Here is a 17,078-nt window from a genome sequence, read left to right as displayed (position 1 = left end):
ACCCTGAGTTGAAAAAACCGGGTGCTGACGATTATATTCTGGAGCGACACCACCAAGACTTTATGACACGCTTTACGTGTTCTTCAAGGTGGATTCCCGGCTGCAGGGGGACGAGAATTGACCTTGCCAAGCAGCGGAGAAACGGCATGTTGTGCGCAACATGCCGGTTTCAGGGAAGATATCATGGCTCACAGGGGCAAAAACATCGCGCAACTTTCCGTTCTCATCCAGAGCGGCCATCTCGACCCTCGTAGTTTGGTGGAGGAGACGCTCGATGTGATCGGTCAGGACGACGACCAGGCGATTTTTATCGGCCTGACGGCCGAGCGCGCCATGGCGGAGGCGGAAGCGGCATCGAAACGCATTCGCGACGGCCGTTCCTGTGGTGTACTTGATGGTATTCCGGTGGCCTGGAAGGACCTTTTCGATCTCGAGGGCATGGCGACCACGGCCGGATCGGCAGTGCTTGCGGAGAGCACAACGGCGTCCCGCGATGCAGATGTGGTAACGGCGCTGAAACAGGCGGGCATGATCTCAATCGGCCGCACCAATATGAGCGAGTTTGCCTTTTCAGGTCTCGGCATCAACCCGCATTATGGCACGCCGCGTAACCCCGCTTCGCAGGATGGCCACCGTTTGCCCGGCGGTTCGTCCTCCGGCGCGGGTGCGGCCGTGGCCGCCGGTCTGGTGCCGGTGGCGATCGGTACGGATACCGGCGGATCAGTGCGCATTCCCGCCGCCTTCAACGGCGTGGTGGGCTACAAGGCAAGCCGCGGCCGTTATTCGATGCGCGGCGTCTATCCCCTGGCGAAAAGCCTTGATTCACTCGGGCCGCTCACCCGCACCGTGCAGGATGCCGTCTGGGTGGATGCGGCCATGCGCGGCAAGGCCACGGCTGATGTGGCGCACACACCTCTTTCCCGCCTGTCGCTGGTGGTGCCGGAGACAGTGTTTTTCGATGGTATCGAGGATGATGTTGCGGCCGCCTTCGAGCAGGCGGTGGAGCGGCTGGTGCGTGCCGGCGCTTCGGTGCGGCGGCAGGCATTCCCGATTTTCTCGGAACTGTTTGATCTTATCAGGCAAAAAGGCGCGCTGGTAACGGCGGAAGCCTTTGCCCTGCATAAAGCCCGGCTGGAAGGTGCGGATGCCGCCCGTATGGACCCGCGCGTCGTTGCCCGAACGAAGCTTGGTGCGAATATCTCCATGCCTGACTATATCGCCATTCTCGAGGCGCGCGAACGCATGACGGTGGCGTTTTCCGGCATGGTCGGCCGGCACGAGCTTCTAGTCTCGCCAACATTGCCGCATGTCGCGGCAAAGGTCGCGCCGCTCATCGATGATGACGATGCCTTTTTCGCCATGAATGCGAAAACCCTGCGCAACACCCAGATCGGCAATTTCTTCGATCTCTGTGGTGTTTCGATCCCTTGTGGAACAGGCGAGGCAGAAATGCCGGTCGGCCTGCTGCTTTCCGGCCTGCATGGGACGGATGATCACCTGCTGGGTGTGGCGATGGCTGCGGAAGAGATTGTTCGGGGCTAAAAGAGTGCGGCACACATAGCCACACCCTGTCACCCCGGACTTGATCCGGGGGCCAGCGCGATCAAGTCTTTGATCGCGAAAGGTTCCTGACGCCGCGCAGACGCGCGGCGGCTGGATGCCGGATCAGGTCCGGCATGACGGAGAGAATAGCTGACCACCTCCAGCCATCGTGTCACCGAGCCGCCCAGTTGGCGCCGCGGCGGAACATGGTTTTCATCTGCGGCACGGAGAACTCCTTGGCCTGATGGCCGAGCGCCGAATAGAAAACCCGGCCCTTGCCGTATTTGCGTTTCCACACCACCGGCATCACCACGCCGTCGATCCACCAGGCATGGTCGCCGGTGAATTTCGTCGTCGCCAGCACCTCGTTGGAGGGGTCGACATGCATGTAATATTGCTCCGACGTGTAGGGGAAATCGGAAATCCCCTCCATCAGCGGGTCATCGGGGCGGGTGATGTTGACGTGATAGTCGATGATGTTGCCGGGATGGGCGACCCACTGGCCGCCAATCATGAACTGGTATTCGACGCATTCGCGGAAACTGTCGCCCGCACCGCCATGGAAACCGGCAATGCCGACGCCGTTTTCGACGGCGGCCGTGAGGTTCTTGATCTCTTCCTTCTCGATCTTCGACATGGTGACGATGGGCACGACGAGGCTCAGATCATGTACCGAAGGATCGGCGAAGGCTTCGGTTGAGTGCTCCACATAGACCTTGAAACCGTCCTCCTCCAGCATGTCCTTGACGATGGTGGCGCATTCCTGCGGCTCATGGCCGCTCCAGCCGCCCCAGACGATGAGTGCTTCGCGCATTTATTTTCTCCTCCGGATTATTTACCGAGCTGGCCGTCGACCAGCGATGTTTCAAGCGGAGCAGGGCGCTCCGCCTTGGTGGTGATGGAAACGGTTGTGCCGCTGTCGGATGCCGTCTGGAAGGCTTCCATGACCTCCAGTACGTGCAAGGCCAGATCGCCATTGGCGCGGTGCGGGCGGTTCTCGCGGATCGCATGGGCCATGTCGGCGACGCCGATGGAACGGTAATTGCCGTCGGCATAGGGTGACGACAGCGCCTGCGGCTCGAACTGGCCACCCTTTTTCAGCAATTGCACTTCGCCGCCGAAATGGTTGGGATCGGGCACGATCAAAGTGCCCTCGGTGCCGTAGAGTTCCAGCGGCACGTGTTTGTGGCCCGCCACATCGAAGCTCATGCCCACCTGCACCACGGCGCCATTCTGGAACGCCAGCACGCCGGAGACATGGGTGGCAACATGAACGGGAATTTTTTCGCCGTTCTTCGGTTCGCTGGTGATGAGGCGTTCATTACGCGGGGCGATGGCGAAACCCGCAACCTTGGCGACCGGGCCGAACAGGTTGACGAGATCGGTGATGTAATAGGGACCCATATCCAGCATCGGCCCGCCGCCGACCTCGTAATAAAAGGCGGGGTTGGGGTGCCAGCGCTCATGACCGGGGCACATGAAGGTGGCCGTGCCGCCAACCGGTTGGCCCAGCACACCCTCATCGATCAGCCGGCGTGCGGTCTGGTGCCCGCCGCCGAGGAAGGTATCCGGGGCCGAGCCGATGCGCAGGCCCTTGGCCTTTGCCGCATCCGCAAGGCGTTTGCCTTCGGCGAAATTGATGCCGAGCGGCTTTTCGGAATAGGCGTGCTTGCCGGCGTCGAGCGCGCGCAGCCCCACCTCCACATGCGCCTTGGGGATCGTCAGGTTGACGATGATCTCCACGGAAGGATCGGCGAGAAGCGCGTCGATGCTGGTTGCCTGAAGGCCGAACTCATCGGCGCGGGCTTTCGCCGCCGCCGCGTTCATATCCGCAAGACCGCGAATGTCGAGAATGGGAAACGACGCCATGGCCTTGAGATAGGCGCTGGAGATGTTGCCGCAGCCGATGATGCCGATACCGACCCTGTTCATGTGATTTCCTCCCGTAAATCAGAAATGTCTAAGCCTGCCGCTCCGCCCTGATGGCTAGAGCGCCGGTCCCGTCGTGTTCCATGGTGATTCGTAAAGTTCGTAGAGTGCTACGGCTGCAGCCCCCTGCGCCCACAACTCATCGCTCGCAACGTCGAAAACCAGCTCCGCGACGCCGGCCAGCGAAGGCGGCACAGCGGCGTTGTAGCTGTCGCGGATGCTGGTGATGAAGGGTTCGCCCAGTTCGAGACTGGAGCCGGTGATGATGACCCGCGGCGGTGCAAACAATGTAACGATATTGGCAAGTGTCAGGCCCAGCGCCGCGCCGGCGCGCAGGGCTGCGGCAATGAGATCGTGATCTTCAGCCGCAATCAGCGCATGGGCATGCTGCATGCCGCGACCGAGCCGGATTGCCTCGGCAAATCGCCCGTCCACCGGGCGCGAGCCTAAAATAGCGTTTTCGCCGGCCTGGCTCGCCAGCCGCACCGTGCCTTCATTGGCAAGACCGATGACGAGGTCGCCGAGATTGTGGCTGAGGCCGCCGGCGCCGCGAAACAACTGGTTCTGGTGCAAAACGCCAAGCCCGAGCGTCTGTTCAAGCGAAATCAGCACCATGTCTTCCAGATCGCGCGCATGGCCGAACCAGTGGTGGGCAAGGGTAATCGCATGGGCGTCGCTTTCGATGATGGTCGGCGAGCTCAGCCGCGCCGTCATTTCCTCGGCGAAATTGACGTTCACTTCGCGCAAAATCGGGCTGCTGCGAATTTTCCCGGTGCGATGCTCGATGACGCCGGGAAGGCCGAGACAGACCATGTCGACATCTTCCAGCGACAGGCCGGCATCGACCACGCAGCGGCGAACCCCATCCTCCACCAGATCGGCGATGACGCCAATCGGCTGGCGGTCGACACGGATCGGCAGGGCGAGGGTGGAAAGCGCATTACCGCAGAAATCGGTGACAACGAAAACCATGCGGCTTGCGGCGATCTTGGCGCCCACCACGCGGGCCGCATCCGGGTTCAGCTCCAGCATTACCCGCGGCCTGCCGCGTGCGCCTTCGGTACGGATATCGCCGAGATGACGGGTCAGTATAAGCCCGTCATCAAGCAGCGAGGCGGTAATCGCCGAAACGGTGGTGGTGGAAAGTTGCGTTCTTTCGCTGATTTCCACCCGCGAGATCGGCCCGTGGCGGCGGATGCTGTCCAGCACGCTTAGTCTGTTGATCGCGCGCATCAATTCTGGGTCTGCGGTCTTCATGGTGTCCTGCTGCGATCAATGCTGGTTCGAGAACCGATTTATGTCGGGTTGCGGATTAAATAACGGTCTAGGGGAGGGGTGTGTCAAGCGGTTCGCGCAAAAAATCGGCATAGCGCCTTGACATTGTGCGAGGGCTAATGTGAATTAATCCGCATTGGGGAATAAATGAGGAAATCCCCGAGGGAGGATCACCATCATGACGATTTGGCACGCAGGCGCAAGCCTGAGCGGCAGGCTGACAGGCTTTGCCACAACGACAAGCATTGCTCTCATGCTCGGCACCGCCAGCGCCTCGGCCGCGACGGTGGTTAAATGGATGCATGTGGAACTGGACCCGAAAGCCGTGGCCGTCTGGGAGGAGATTGCCAAGGATTTCGAGACCAAGCACCCTGATGTGGATGTGCAGTTGCAATTCCTGGAAAACGAAGCCTTCAAGGCGAAGTTGCCGACTTTGCTGCAATCCAATGACGTTCCGGATTTTTTCTATAGCTGGGGCGGCGGCGTTCTTGAGGAACAGTCCAAGACCGGCGCACTGAAGGACCTGACCGAGGTTTTCGACGCCGATGGCGGCAAGCTGCGGCAGGCCTATAATGCTTCGGCGATCGACGGACTGTCCTTTGATGGCAAGGTCTGGGCCGTGCCTTACAAGGTCAGCCTCGTCAGCTTCTTTTATAACAAGGAGCTGTTTGCCAAGGCTGGCGTGAAGGCGGAAGACATCAAGAGCTGGGACGATCTCGGCACAACGGTCAAAAAGATCAAGGAAGCCGGCATCGTGCCGATTGCCGGTGGCGGCGGTGAAAAATGGCCGATCCATTTCTACTGGAGCTACCTCGTCATGCGCAATGGCGGGCAGGCCGTGTTTGATGCCGCCCGCAAGGGTGAGGGTGAAGGTTTCATGGATCCGGCCATCATCAAGGCCGGCGAGCAGCTGGCCGAATTTGGCAAGCTGGAACCCTTCCAGCCCGGTTATCTCGGCTCCACCTGGCCGCAGGCGCTCGGCGTCTTCGGTGACGGCAAGGCGGCGATGATCCTCGGTTTTGACAATACCGAAGCCAACCAGCGCAAGAATGCCGGTGATGGCAAAGGACTTGCCGCCGACAATATTGGCCGCTTCGCATTCCCTGCTGTCGAAGGCGGTGCCGGTAAGGCAACCGATACGCTGGGCGGCCTGAACGGCTGGGCAGTCACGAAAAACGCTTCCAAGGAAGCCATCGATTTCGCGACATTCCTGACCAGCAAGGAAAGTGAAGAGAAGATGGCGGCAGCCGGCATGATCCTGCCGGTTGCGACGGGTGCTGACGGTGCGGTGAAAAACCCGCTGCTGGCGGATTCGGCCAAGCAGCTTGCCGGCTCCACCTGGCACCAGAACTTCTTTGATCAGACGCTGGGTGCTGCCGTTGGCCGCGTCGTTAATGATGTCTCCGTCGAGATCGTCTCCGGCCAGATGAGCGCGGAAGAGGGTGCCAAGCAAATTCAGGATGCTTTCGAGCTTCGCTGATTGTCACCTGCATTGCGGCCGCCGCGTTAAAACGCGGCGCCGCGATATCTGCATAAAAGAAAACGGATAGAGATGACGGATATTTCCATGACTTCTGCGTCCATACCGGCGCGCGGCGCGGCAAAGGCGAAGCGCAAGCAAAGTTCGGTTGCGCATGACCGGGCGCTGACCCTTCTGGTGTTTCTGCCGCCGGCACTGTTGCTCTTTACCCTGTTCGTCATCCTGCCCATGGGTGAGGCGGCGTGGTACAGCCTTTATCGCTGGAACGGCTATGGCACGCCGACGGATTTCGTCGGCTTAAGGAATTTTCAGGTCCTGTTCGGCAATGCCGCCTTCTCGCAGGCTCTGCTGAATAACGGCCTCATCATCCTGATTTCCATTCTGATCCAGATTCCACTGGCCATCTGGCTCGCCACGATGCTGGCACACCGCATTCCGGGCGTCGTTGCCTTCCGGCTGGTGTTCTTTCTGCCCTATGTGCTGGCGGATGTGGCCGCGGGTCTGATCTGGCGTTTCGTTTATGACGGCGATTATGGCCTGTTTGCCGCCATTTCCAATTTCTTCGGCTTTGCCAACCCTTACGTGCTGGCCGACAAGGATGTGGCTATCTATGCCGTGCTCGGCGTCATCGTCTGGAAATATTTCGGTTTCCACATGATGCTGTTCATCGCCGGCCTTCAGTCCGTCGACAAGAACGTGCTGGAAGCTGCCGAAATCGATGGCGCTTCCGGCTGGCAGAAGTTCCGTTATGTCACCCTGCCGATGCTCGGGTCCACCGTTCGTCTTTCCGTTTTCTTTGCGGTTATCGGCTCATTGCAGCTGTTCGACATGATCATGCCGCTCACCGGCGGCGGTCCATCCAACTCCACGCAGACCATGGTCACGTTCCTCTACACTTACGGCGTCATGCGCATGCAGGTGGGGCTTGGCAGTGCGGTCGGCGTTGTTCTTTTCGTCATCTGCGTGACGCTCGCCTTCGGTTACAAAAGGATTTTCATGCGCCATGACTGACACATCCACCTCCGTGCGCATGCCGCTGCAAACCAAGCTCTATCTCTATATATCGCTGAGCCTGATCGCGGCCATCGTGCTCATCCCGTTGCTCACCACCGCACTTGGCGGCTTCAAGACGCTGGGAGACCTGCGCGTCAACCCGTTCGGCATTCCGGCGGAATGGCAATGGGCCAATTACGGCGATATTCTCTTCGGCAAACGTTACTGGCTGCAGATTTTCAATTCGCTGGTCATCGCGCTGTTGACGGTGTTCCTGACGCTCACCGTTTCGGCCATGGCAGCCTTCACCTTCGCGCATGTGAAGTTCTTCGGCTCGTCCTTCCTGCTTAATTATTTCCTGCTGGGGCTGATGTTCCCGGCGGCCACCGCCATCCTGCCGCTGTTCATCCGCATCCGCGATCTCGGCCTGCTCGACACCTATTGGGGTGTGGTGCTGCCGCAGGTGGCCTTCGGGCTTGGCATGAGCATTCTTCTATTCCGCAACTATTTCCGCAATCTGCCGGAGGAACTGTTTCAGGCCGCCTTCGTGGATGGCTGCGGGTATCTGCGCTTCTTCTGGCACATTTCCCTGCCGCTTTCGCGACCCATCGTCGCCACCGTCGGCATCGTTTCCTTCGTTGGCAGCTGGAACAGCTATATCCTGCCGCTGATCATGCTGAATTCGGAATCGAAATATCCCTGGCCGCTCGGCATCATGGTTTATCGTGGCGAATTCGGAACCGAGTGGCAGCTGGTGCTCGCCTTCATCACGCTGACGATCCTGCCGACCGTCATCGTCTTCTTCCTCGCACAAAAACACATCATCGCGGGCCTGACGGCCGGTGCCGTCAAATCGTGACCTGAAAGGAGCAAAAAATGGCTTCCGTCGAACTTAAGGATATCACCAAGTCCTATGCCTCGCTCGATGTTATCCACGGCATCTCGCTTGATATAGCGGATGGTGAATTCATCGCGCTGGTCGGCCCTTCCGGTTGCGGCAAGTCCACGCTGCTGCGCATGATCGCCGGGCTGGAGGAAATCACCGGCGGGGATATCCTCATCGGCGACAGGGTGGTCAACGGCATGACGCCGCGCGAGCGCAACATCGCCATGGTGTTCCAGTCCTACGCGCTTTATCCGCATATGACGGTGGCCGAAAATATGGGCTTCAATCTGAAGCTCGCCGGCCAGCCGAAAAACGTCATAGAGGAACGCGTGGCGGAAGCCGCCCGCATGCTCGATCTCGGCAAGCTTCTGGATCGCAAGCCCTCGCAGCTTTCCGGTGGCCAGCGCCAGCGCGTCGCCATGGGCCGCGCCGTGGTGCGTAACCCGGCGGTCTTCCTGTTTGATGAGCCGCTCTCCAATCTGGACGCCAAGCTGCGCGTGCAGATGCGCAGCGAAATCAAGGCGCTGCATCAGAAAGTTGGCACGACGTCCATCTATGTCACCCATGACCAGATCGAGGCCATGACGCTGGCGGACCGGGTGGTGGTGCTTAATCACGGTCGTATCGAACAGCAGGGCACGCCGCTGGAACTTTACAAGACGCCCGCCAATCTCTTCGTTGCCGCCTTCATCGGCTCCCCGGCCATGAACCTCATCGAATGCGTGGTCGATGGCGAGGGCGATCAGCCCGCCGCCCGGCTGAAGGACGGCACCGCGATCCGCATTGCCGCGACACGCAAGGTCAAGCGCGGTCAGCCGGTGACGATCGGGCTTCGCCCCGAACATATCGGCTCGACCATTGGCGGTGATATCTCGCTTTCCGGCCGCACCGTACTGGTGGAACCAACCGGTGCGCAGACCCATGTGGTCTTTGAACTGGCGGGTGATCAGGTGACGGCCGTGGTGGATGGCGAGCAGCTGGTGAAGGTCAACGCACCCTTTGCCGCCACCGTGCATCATGAGCGCGTGCATGTGTTCGACAGGGCCAGCGGGCTGGCGCTTTAAACCTACTTCGCTTTTTTAGTGAAATAGCGAAATTCTCTCGCCCCTCCGCTTTTGGGGCTTGTCTGAAAATTACGAGCGGTTAGCTTGGCGCTGGGAGTCAAAGCGGTTTTACCGCTCAACTGTATCGATACAGGGAGGTTATTTTATGAGAACGATCAAGGGACCGGGTCTTTTTCTCGGCCAGTTTGCCGGTGATGCTGCCCCCTTCAATAGCTGGGATGGTATTACCAAATGGGCGGCGGAAAAGGGTTATGCCGGCGTGCAGGTGCCGACATGGGCCGGGCAGCTGATCGATCTCAAAAAAGCGGCGGAATCGAAGGATTATTGCGATGAGTTCGCCGGCGTGGCGCGCCAGAACGGTGTGGAAGTAACCGAGCTTTCCACCCATCTGCAGGGCCAGCTGGTTGCCGTTCATCCCGCTTATGACGAGGCCTTCGATGGCTTTGCAGCGCCTGAAGTGCGCGGCAACCCCAAGGCCCGGCAACAATGGGCCGTCGAGCAGGTGAAGCTCGCGCTGAAAGCCTCGAAAAACCTCGGCATGAAGGCACATGCCACATTCTCCGGTGCGCTTGCCTGGCCGTTCGTTTATCCGTGGCCGCAGCGTCCGGCCGGGCTGGTGGAAGCCGCCTTTGACGAGCTGGCAAAACGCTGGGCGCCTATTCTTGATTATGCCGATGAGCAGGGCGTGGATGTCTGCTACGAAATCCATCCGGGCGAAGACCTGCATGACGGCGTGACCTTCGAGATGTTCCTGGAGCGGGTGAAGAACCACAGTCGCGCCAACATGCTCTACGACCCGTCGCATTACGTGCTGCAATGCCTCGATTATCTCGACAATATCGACATCTACAAAGACCGTATCAAGATGTTCCACGTCAAGGATGCGGAGTTCAACCCGACCGGCAGGCAGGGCGTTTACGGCGGTTATCAGGGCTGGGTGGAGCGCGCCGGTCGCTTCCGTTCGCTGGGCGACGGGCAGGTGGATTTCGGTGCGGTCTTCTCGAAAATGGCGGCCAATGATTTCGACGGCTGGGCCGTGGTCGAATGGGAATGCGCGCTGAAGCACCCTGAAGACGGCGCCCGCGAAGGGGCGGAATTCGTCAAGGCGCATATCATCCGCGTCACGGACAAAGCCTTTGACGATTTCGCATCTGGTGGCACCGACGATGCGGCCAACCGCCGTATGCTTGGGCTTTGAAAGCATCTCAGGGGAGATATTATGGCTATTGAAGGAAAGACAACCGACAAGGCGAACAAGCGGATTCGTCTTGGTATGGTCGGTGGCGGTTCGGGCGCGTTTATTGGCGGCGTCCATCGTATGGCGGCAAGGCTGGACAATCGTTTCGATCTTGTGGCGGGGGCCCTGTCCTCAACGCCGGAAAAATCCCTCGCATCCGGCCGCGAGCTGGGGCTCGATCCCGAGCGTTGCTATGGCTCCTTCGAGGAAATGGCCGAGAAGGAAGCGCTGCGCGAGGATGGTATCGAGGCGGTGGCGATCGTCACGCCCAATCATGTGCATTATCCGGCTGCGAAAGCCTTTCTCGAGCGCGGCATCCATGTCATCTGCGACAAGCCGCTGACCTCCAATCTGGAAGACGCCAAAAAGCTGAAGGACGTGGCCGACAGGGCTGATGCGCTGTTCATCCTCACCCATAACTATACCGGTTATCCGATGGTGCGGCATGCCCGGGAACTGGTACAGTCCGGTGCACTCGGCACAATCCGTCTGGTGCAGATGGAATATCCGCAGGACTGGCTGACGGAAGCGGTGGAACAGACTGGCGCGAAACAGGCCGTCTGGCGCACCGATCCGGCCCAATCCGGCGTCGGCGGCTCCACCGGCGATATCGGCACCCATGCCTATAATCTCGGTTGCTTCATTTCCGGTCTGGAAGCCGATGAACTGGCAGCGGATGTACATACATTCGTCGAAGGACGTCGGCTGGACGACAATGCCCATGTCATGCTTAGGTTCAAGGCCAAAGACGGCAAGCAGGGCGCCAAGGGTTTGCTCTGGTGCAGCCAGGTTGCGGTCGGCCACGAAAACGGTCTGAAGATCCGTGTTTATGGTGACAAGGCGGGCATCGAGTGGACGCAGGCCGATCCGAACTATCTGTGGTTTACGAAGCTGGGCGAGCCGAAACAGCTGATCACCCGCGGTGGTGCTGGCGCCGGGGCCGCCGCCGCCCGCGTCACCCGCATCCCGTCAGGCCATCCGGAAGGATATCTGGAAGCCTTCGCCACCATCTATACCGAGGCAGCCCATGCCATCGAGGCCCGCCGCACCGGCACAGCGCTGGACAAGGCGGTGATCTATCCGACCGTTGATGATGGGGTAAAGGGCGTTGCCTTCGTTACTGCCTGCATCGAATCCGGCAAAAACAATGGCGGCTGGGTGAAGCTGTAAGACTGGACATGACGTTACCGCGCCATCTTCTCTCCGCCCGGGGCAGAAGATGGCGCGGGGTCGATCAATAAACCGACCATATGTCCGTCGCCGATGGTTTACCGTCCCAGATGCTGCTCGCCGCGCTTTTTCGCCAGCTCGATCTGCTGCTGGCGATCGCGGAAACGCTGGCGGTCCTCTTCCGTGCGGTCATCGAAACAGCTCGGGCAGGAAACGCCTTCCTCGAATTTGGGTGACAGGCGTACTTCCGGCGTTATCGGGTTGCGGCAAGCATGGCAAAGCTGGTGGTTGCCTTCGGCAAGGCCGTGCACCACCGAAACGCGCTCGTCGAAGACGAAACAGGCGCCTTCCCAGAGGCTTTCTTCTTCCGGCACCTCTTCCAGATATTTCAGGATGCCGCCTTTGAGGTGATAGACCTCATCGAAACCCTGTTCCTTCATGAAGGCGGTGGCCTTCTCGCACCGAATGCCGCCGGTGCAATACATGGCGATCTTCGGCTTGTTGTGCAGGCCGGGATTGTTCTTCACCCAGTCGGGAAACTCGCGAAAGGTCTTGGTCTGCGGATCGACCGCGCCCTTGAAGACGCCGATGGCGGTCTCGTAGTCGTTGCGCGTATCGATGAGGATGGTGTCCGGATCGGAAATCAGCGCATTCCAGTCCTGTGGCTCGACATAGGTGCCGACGATGCGGTTCGGATCGATGTCAGGCACGCCCATGGTGACGATCTCTTTCTTGAGCTTCACCTTCAGCCGCACGAAAGGCATGTGCGAAGCGCGGCTTTCCTTGTGCTCCAGCGCGGCAAATTCCGGCTGGGCGCGCAGGAAGGCAAGCACCGTGTGAATGCCCGCATCCGGCCCGGCAATCGTGCCGTTGATACCTTCGGCGGCCAGCAGCAATGTGCCCTTGACGCCGTTTTTCTGGCAGAGCTCGAACAGCTGTTCGCGCAGGCTCTCGAACCGCGGCAGGCGGGCAAAATGGTAAAGTGCGGCCACAAGGAAATCACCAGAGACTTCCGGGCGGGGGAGAATGGTCGTGTCGGTCATGGGCGCTGAAATACAGCGACGGCGGCCGCAAAGCAATATTTATCCGCTGCGGCGAGCATTTTGAAAATCGTCAAATATCCAGGGGAAAGAGGCGAATGGCAGGTGGTTGGTGCCTCAAATCCGGCATGGGCGAGAGGATAAGACCTCGCTTCCGTCATCCTTGGGTTTGCCCCAAGGATCTAAGCACGGAGCGTAAACCGACACGTAGCAGATCCCCGGGACAAGCCCGAGGATGACGCCGAATGTGGTGTGACGCCTTTTCCCAACATCGCCGTCGCCGGTCTATTTCGCCGCCTGCCGCCACAAAAGGCCGACGATACGGCTTTCGGTGCGAGGGGACTCGGAAAAAACCTCGTCCGCCAGTTCAAGACCTTCCGCGCGCAGCGCCTGCTGCCTTACGATGATCGCGTCGAGAAGAAGCGCCAGACGCTCGCCATTGCCGAAACGGTCCGGTTCCCGGTCGGCAACGGCGGCGAGGACCGAAAGATCATGCTCATTGCCGAGAATATCGACCAGCCGCTTGGTATCGGCACGCTTGGCGCGCATGGCGGAGGGCCAGAGGCGGCGCATGAGGCCAAGATGCATCCAGTGGGTCTGCCCCGCTTTGCGCAGTTCGTGAAAATGCTCGACATCCGCCTGGTCGCGACAATCCGAGAGCGCTTTTCGCGCCTTCACCCGCTGTTTTGCCCAGCTGCTTCTCACCAGCCTGGCCGTCTTTTTCAGGTCATCCGGCAGGGAGAGAGATTCAAGCCTTTCGTGCCCCGCCTCGCAGCCGGCGATCGCCGCCGCTATGGCGTCGTCAAGATCCACCTCGTGGTTGAGGGCATCGTCGCGACGTTCGCGCAGCATTGCCGTGATCGATCGCAACGCCTCACCCTGCGCGTCGGAGAGCGCAAAAGCCTCGAGATATTCCGCCGTTTCCACCAGCGCCGTCGCATCCCGCGCGAAGGCCAGTGAACGGGCGATATCGCGGAAACGGGCATTCTCCTCGCGGCTGAAATCGGGCGCCGCCTTGCGGATCAGGCGGTAGAGGGCCCGCAGCCGCTTGAAGCGCTTGCGCGCATCGTGCACCGCCTCATGTGATCCCGAGGGCTGGTCGCGCAGAATGGTGATCGCATCCTCGATCAGTTCCAGCCCGGCGCGGCGGATCTCGTCGCCGAAGGGCTTTTTCGGATCAATCCTGAAGGGCATCCGGCAAGTCTCCACTCGAACAGTCCATGGCGAGCGACTGGTTGGAAAAGCGACGGTCACCCGTCACTTCTTTCCCGAGCCAAGCGGGCAGGTCCGGGTTGGCGTTCTCATCGTTCATTTCGACTTCGGCGACGACCAGCCCTTGATACTGGCCTTCGAAAACATCGATTTCCCAGGTGAAACCGCCATGATCAACGGTGTGACGCGTCTTTTCTATCACCACACCCGGTGCGCTTGCCATCAGCTCTTCCGCGTCCTTGAGGGGAATGGAATATTCATATTCGTCCCGGACAAGTGCGCTTGCGCCGATCTTGATGGTCAGTGTCGCATCACGCCCATTGACGATCCTGACCCGGACCGAGCGATTTTCCAGCGAAGCGACATATGCCTGCCGGAAAGCCATGCTATGCGTCACCTCATCGCGCCATTCACCGCCTGCAACAAGAAACTTCCGTTCAATTTCCTTGGCCATGCTGTCTCCGCAAACTGGTGCGCCAGATTATCGCAAGATGACGTCGCGAAGAAGCGAATTGATTGAAGTATCTGGATAAAAAATGGCCCTGCCATGCCTCGACATCATAGCCGGGGCAGGCTAATCGGTAAACGGGATTTCAATCGTTTCAATCGCGCAAGGGAGGCTCATCGTGGCCCAGGACTCCGAAAAACTTCTTTCCATCCTCAAACTTCAGCCGGTCGTGCCGGTGCTGATCGTGGATGATGCCGCTTCCGCCGTGCCGCTCGCGCGCGCTTTGGTCGCAGGCGGCCTGAAGGCAATCGAGATCACCATGCGCACACCGGCGGCACTGGATGCCATCCGCGCGGTTGCAGCGGAAGTGGAAGGCGCCAATGTCGGTGCCGGTACCATTCTCAACGCCCGGGATTTTGAAGCCGCTGCCGAAGCAGGCTCCACCTTCATCGTCAGCCCCGGCATCAATAAAAGCGTGCTGGAGGCGGCGCGCGGCTCCAACGTGCCGTTGCTTCCGGGCGCAGCCACCGCCAGCGAAGTCATGGCGCTGCGGGATGAGGGTTACAAGGTCCTGAAATTCTTCCCCGCCGAACAGGCTGGCGGTGCGCCTTACCTCAAGGCGCTGTCGTCGCCGCTCGCCGGTACGGTGTTCTGCCCGACCGGCAGCGTTTCGCTGAAGAATGCCAATGACTATCTGTCTCTGCCGAACGTCGTCTGCGTCGGCGGCTCCTGGGTTGCACCACGCGAACTGGTGGCGACCGGCGACTGGGCTGGCATCACCAAGCTCGCCGCTGAAGCCGCAGCACTGCGCGGCTGATTGACATTGCTTCAAACCCGTTCACGAAGGCGTGAGCGGGTTTGACATTTATATTCGCGCCGCGGCTTCCTATCTCACCTGTAGATTTTGACCTCTACAGGAGATTTTGATGTTCGACGCCAAGAAGCTTCTTGAACAATTCCTCGGCTCGCAGGTGCCGGGCCTTTCGGGAAGCGTCCGTGACAGAGCCGGGCAGGCCGCCGATATCGCCAAGAACAATCCCCTCAAGGCCGGTGCTCTCGCCGCCGCCATTCTGGGCACCAAGACCGGCCGCAAGCTCGCCGGCAATGTTGCCACCATCGGCGGTGTCGCCGCCATCGCCGGCCTCGGTTATCTCGCCTACAAGAATTACAAGTCCGGTCAGGCGCCCGAAGTCGCGCCGAAACCCGAGCCGGAACTGCTTGCTCCCCCCGCCGATTCCGCCTTCCATCCGCAGTCGCCCGCTCTTTCCAACGATTTTGCCCTGAAACTCATCCAGGCGATGATCGCTGCCGCCAAGGCAGACGGTCATATCGATGAGAAGGAGCGCGCCAATATCATGGACAAGGTACAGGTCTCCGGCCTCGATACCGAGGCAGAGCGGTTCCTCGAAAAGGAACTGGCCGATCCGCTGGATATAGACGCACTGGTGGCTGCCGCTCGCACCGAAGAGCAGAAAGTGGAGCTTTATACCGCCTCGCGGCTTGCCATCGAGGCCGATACGCGTGCGGAGCGGGGTTATCTCGATCTTCTTGCCGGGCGGCTGGGGTTGCCGGATGCGCTCGTGGACCACATTGAGGCGACCGTGGTGGCGGCGAAGGTCTAGGTCGAAGTTGGGGCTCACCCCCCTCTGCCCTGCCGGGCATCTCCCCCTCAAGGGGGGAGATCGACCCGAGGCGGCCTTTCGGCTATTTTCAACGTTGCGAGTGGGTGAGCGTTGCCTTCTGGCTGATCTCCCCCCTGAGGGGAGATGCCCGGCAGGGCAAAGGGGGGTGAACCACACCCACCAAAGCGGAAACGCGACCACTGCCGACATGTCCCACTTCCCGGTTGTCATCCCATCCCGCTTGCCCTAATCCTTGTCCCAGACAATGGGGAAGAGAATGCGCGATCTGAGTGATTTCAAGGGATGTCCGGCGCCAAAGCCGGTGGTGTTGAAGGGCCGTTACGTGACGGCGGAGCCGTTTGATCGTGGCAGCCATCTGACAAAGCTCTGGGCCGCACTTGGCGGTGAGGGCGTGAATGCACTTCTCAAATATTTCCCGCAAAACGCCTTTCCCGATGCCGAGGCCTTTGGCGACTGGCTGATCGGTGCGGGTCAGAAGCTCAACTGGGTCACGCTGGTCTTCGTGGAAAATGCCAGCGGTGATGTGGTGGGCATGGCGAGCTACATGCGGCCTGATCCTGCCAATGGCGTGGTCGAGGTCGGTTCCGTCGCCCATGGCGGCAAGATGAAGCGCTCGCCTTTGTCCACTGAGGCGCATTACCTGATGGCGAAACATGTTTTCGAAGATCTGGGTTACCGCCGCTATGAGTGGAAATGCCACAACGAAAACGAGCCGTCCAAGATCACCGCGAAACGTTATGGTTTCACCTTCGAGGGCGTTTTCCGTCAACATATGATCTCGAAAGGTGAGAACCGCGATACCGCGTGGTTTTCCATGATAGACGGCGAATGGCCGCTGATCGGCAAGGCCTTTGAAATCTGGCTTTCGCCGGAGAATTTTGCAGATGACGGAGCGCAGAAGCGCAAGCTCGAAGATATACGTGCGGAGCTTGCCAATGGCTGAGAAGAAGGATTGGTCGCCGGCTATAGCCGCCGCCCTCATCATCATCGGCTTCGGACTGGTATTCTTCGTCATGCCGAAAATCATGCTGTGGCTGGGTGATTATTCGCCCTGGCTTGCGGCTGCATTCGGCACAGTGGCGGTGCTCTGTTTCTTCCTGCTGTTCTGGCTGCGCGCGCGTTACCAGCGCCGCCGCGACGGTTAGAGCACGCAGGTGCT

At 60.0% G+C, this 17,078-nt stretch carries 17 protein-coding genes; 11 read left to right on the top strand and 6 right to left on the bottom strand.

All coding sequences use genetic code 11. The features are described 5' to 3' along the window. The first annotated feature begins 183 nt into the window (after nt 1-183). Nucleotides 184-1,542, top strand: a complete 1,359-nt coding sequence (locus tag QSV77_RS20440) for an amidase (protein ID WP_302734864.1) — start codon at nt 184-186, stop codon at nt 1,540-1,542. A 172-nt stretch (nt 1,543-1,714) separates the two neighbouring features. Here the strand turns inward: QSV77_RS20440 and QSV77_RS20435 are convergent, their stop codons facing one another. From QSV77_RS20435 to QSV77_RS20425, 3 genes are read right to left on the bottom strand one after another with little or no spacing between them, the layout of a single operon-like run. Continuing rightward, nucleotides 1,715-2,356 (bottom strand): ThuA domain-containing protein, encoded by a 642-nt coding sequence (locus QSV77_RS20435; protein WP_003523774.1) that lies wholly within the window; start codon nt 2,354-2,356, stop codon nt 1,715-1,717. Nucleotides 2,357-2,373: 17 nt separating this feature from the next. Further along, a complete protein-coding gene (locus QSV77_RS20430; protein ID WP_302734863.1) occupies nt 2,374-3,474 on the bottom strand; it encodes a Gfo/Idh/MocA family protein in 1,101 nt (366 codons plus the stop codon). Nucleotides 3,475-3,528: 54 nt separating this feature from the next. Next, a complete protein-coding gene (locus QSV77_RS20425) occupies nt 3,529-4,728 on the bottom strand; it encodes an ROK family transcriptional regulator (protein ID WP_302734862.1) in 1,200 nt (399 codons plus the stop codon). Nucleotides 4,729-4,924: 196 nt separating this feature from the next. On the opposite strand from QSV77_RS20425, the gene QSV77_RS20420 reads away from it, so the two are divergent. The 6 genes from QSV77_RS20420 (at nt 4,925) to QSV77_RS20395 (ending at nt 11,576) form a co-directional block, all read left to right on the top strand. Next, nucleotides 4,925-6,226: an ABC transporter substrate-binding protein gene (locus QSV77_RS20420; RefSeq protein WP_142855804.1), complete on the top strand. Its 1,302-nt coding sequence runs from the start codon at nt 4,925-4,927 to the stop codon at nt 6,224-6,226. A gap of 72 nt (nt 6,227-6,298) precedes the next feature. After that, nucleotides 6,299-7,237 (top strand): carbohydrate ABC transporter permease, encoded by a 939-nt coding sequence (locus QSV77_RS20415; RefSeq protein WP_065117675.1) that lies wholly within the window; start codon nt 6,299-6,301, stop codon nt 7,235-7,237. Further along, nucleotides 7,230-8,078 carry a carbohydrate ABC transporter permease gene (locus QSV77_RS20410; protein ID WP_035220775.1) on the top strand — a complete coding sequence of 283 codons (849 nt, stop codon included), beginning with the start codon at nt 7,230-7,232 and terminating at the stop codon, nt 8,076-8,078. The genes QSV77_RS20415 and QSV77_RS20410 overlap by 8 nt, the downstream gene beginning before the upstream one ends. Before the next feature lie 17 nt (nt 8,079-8,095). Further along, on the top strand, nt 8,096-9,169 hold the full coding sequence (locus QSV77_RS20405) for an ABC transporter ATP-binding protein (protein ID WP_302734861.1): 1,074 nt from the start codon (nt 8,096-8,098) through the stop codon (nt 9,167-9,169). Between the two features lie 145 nt (nt 9,170-9,314). Beyond that, the gene (locus tag QSV77_RS20400) at nt 9,315-10,367 is read left to right on the top strand and encodes a sugar phosphate isomerase/epimerase (RefSeq protein ID WP_302734860.1); all 1,053 of its coding nucleotides are present in this window, start codon (nt 9,315-9,317) and stop codon (nt 10,365-10,367) included. A 21-nt stretch (nt 10,368-10,388) separates the two neighbouring features. Beyond that, nucleotides 10,389-11,576, top strand: a complete 1,188-nt coding sequence (locus tag QSV77_RS20395; protein ID WP_302734859.1) for a Gfo/Idh/MocA family protein — start codon at nt 10,389-10,391, stop codon at nt 11,574-11,576. A 98-nt stretch (nt 11,577-11,674) separates the two neighbouring features. On the opposite strand, the gene QSV77_RS20390 is transcribed toward QSV77_RS20395, so the two are convergent. The 3 genes from QSV77_RS20390 to QSV77_RS20380 form a co-directional block, all read right to left on the bottom strand. Beyond that, nucleotides 11,675-12,619, bottom strand: coding sequence for a rhodanese-related sulfurtransferase (locus QSV77_RS20390; protein WP_142841803.1), 945 nt, complete (start codon nt 12,617-12,619; stop codon nt 11,675-11,677). Nucleotides 12,620-12,901: 282 nt separating this feature from the next. Next, nucleotides 12,902-13,810, bottom strand: a complete 909-nt coding sequence (locus QSV77_RS20385) for a CHAD domain-containing protein (protein WP_302734858.1) — start codon at nt 13,808-13,810, stop codon at nt 12,902-12,904. Further along, nucleotides 13,794-14,282, bottom strand: coding sequence for a CYTH domain-containing protein (locus QSV77_RS20380; protein ID WP_142841805.1), 489 nt, complete (start codon nt 14,280-14,282; stop codon nt 13,794-13,796). Before QSV77_RS20380 ends, QSV77_RS20385 begins: the two co-directional genes overlap by 17 nt. 172 nt (nt 14,283-14,454) lie before the next feature. Here QSV77_RS20380 and QSV77_RS20375 point away from each other — a divergent pair, with 172 nt between their 5' ends. The 4 genes from QSV77_RS20375 to QSV77_RS20360 all read left to right on the top strand — a co-directional run bounded on the left by QSV77_RS20375 (nt 14,455) and on the right by QSV77_RS20360 (nt 17,064). After that, complete coding sequence (locus tag QSV77_RS20375; RefSeq protein WP_052820675.1) at nt 14,455-15,093, top strand: 2-dehydro-3-deoxy-phosphogluconate aldolase; 639 nt, start codon at nt 14,455-14,457, stop codon at nt 15,091-15,093. Between the two features lie 109 nt (nt 15,094-15,202). Continuing rightward, a complete protein-coding gene (locus tag QSV77_RS20370) occupies nt 15,203-15,898 on the top strand; it encodes a tellurite resistance TerB family protein (protein ID WP_046802057.1) in 696 nt (231 codons plus the stop codon). A gap of 277 nt (nt 15,899-16,175) precedes the next feature. Then, nucleotides 16,176-16,862: a GNAT family N-acetyltransferase gene (locus QSV77_RS20365; RefSeq protein WP_269699857.1), complete on the top strand. Its 687-nt coding sequence runs from the start codon at nt 16,176-16,178 to the stop codon at nt 16,860-16,862. Beyond that, on the top strand, nt 16,855-17,064 hold the full coding sequence (locus QSV77_RS20360) for a hypothetical protein (RefSeq protein ID WP_142841807.1): 210 nt from the start codon (nt 16,855-16,857) through the stop codon (nt 17,062-17,064). The genes QSV77_RS20365 and QSV77_RS20360 overlap by 8 nt, the downstream gene beginning before the upstream one ends. Nucleotides 17,065-17,078 lie beyond the last annotated feature (14 nt).

This window comes from Agrobacterium sp. V1, assembly GCF_030518355.1.
In the GTDB taxonomy this organism is placed as follows: domain Bacteria; phylum Pseudomonadota; class Alphaproteobacteria; order Rhizobiales; family Rhizobiaceae; genus Agrobacterium; species Agrobacterium cucumeris.
This window is presented reverse-complemented; position numbering and strand designations above follow the sequence as displayed.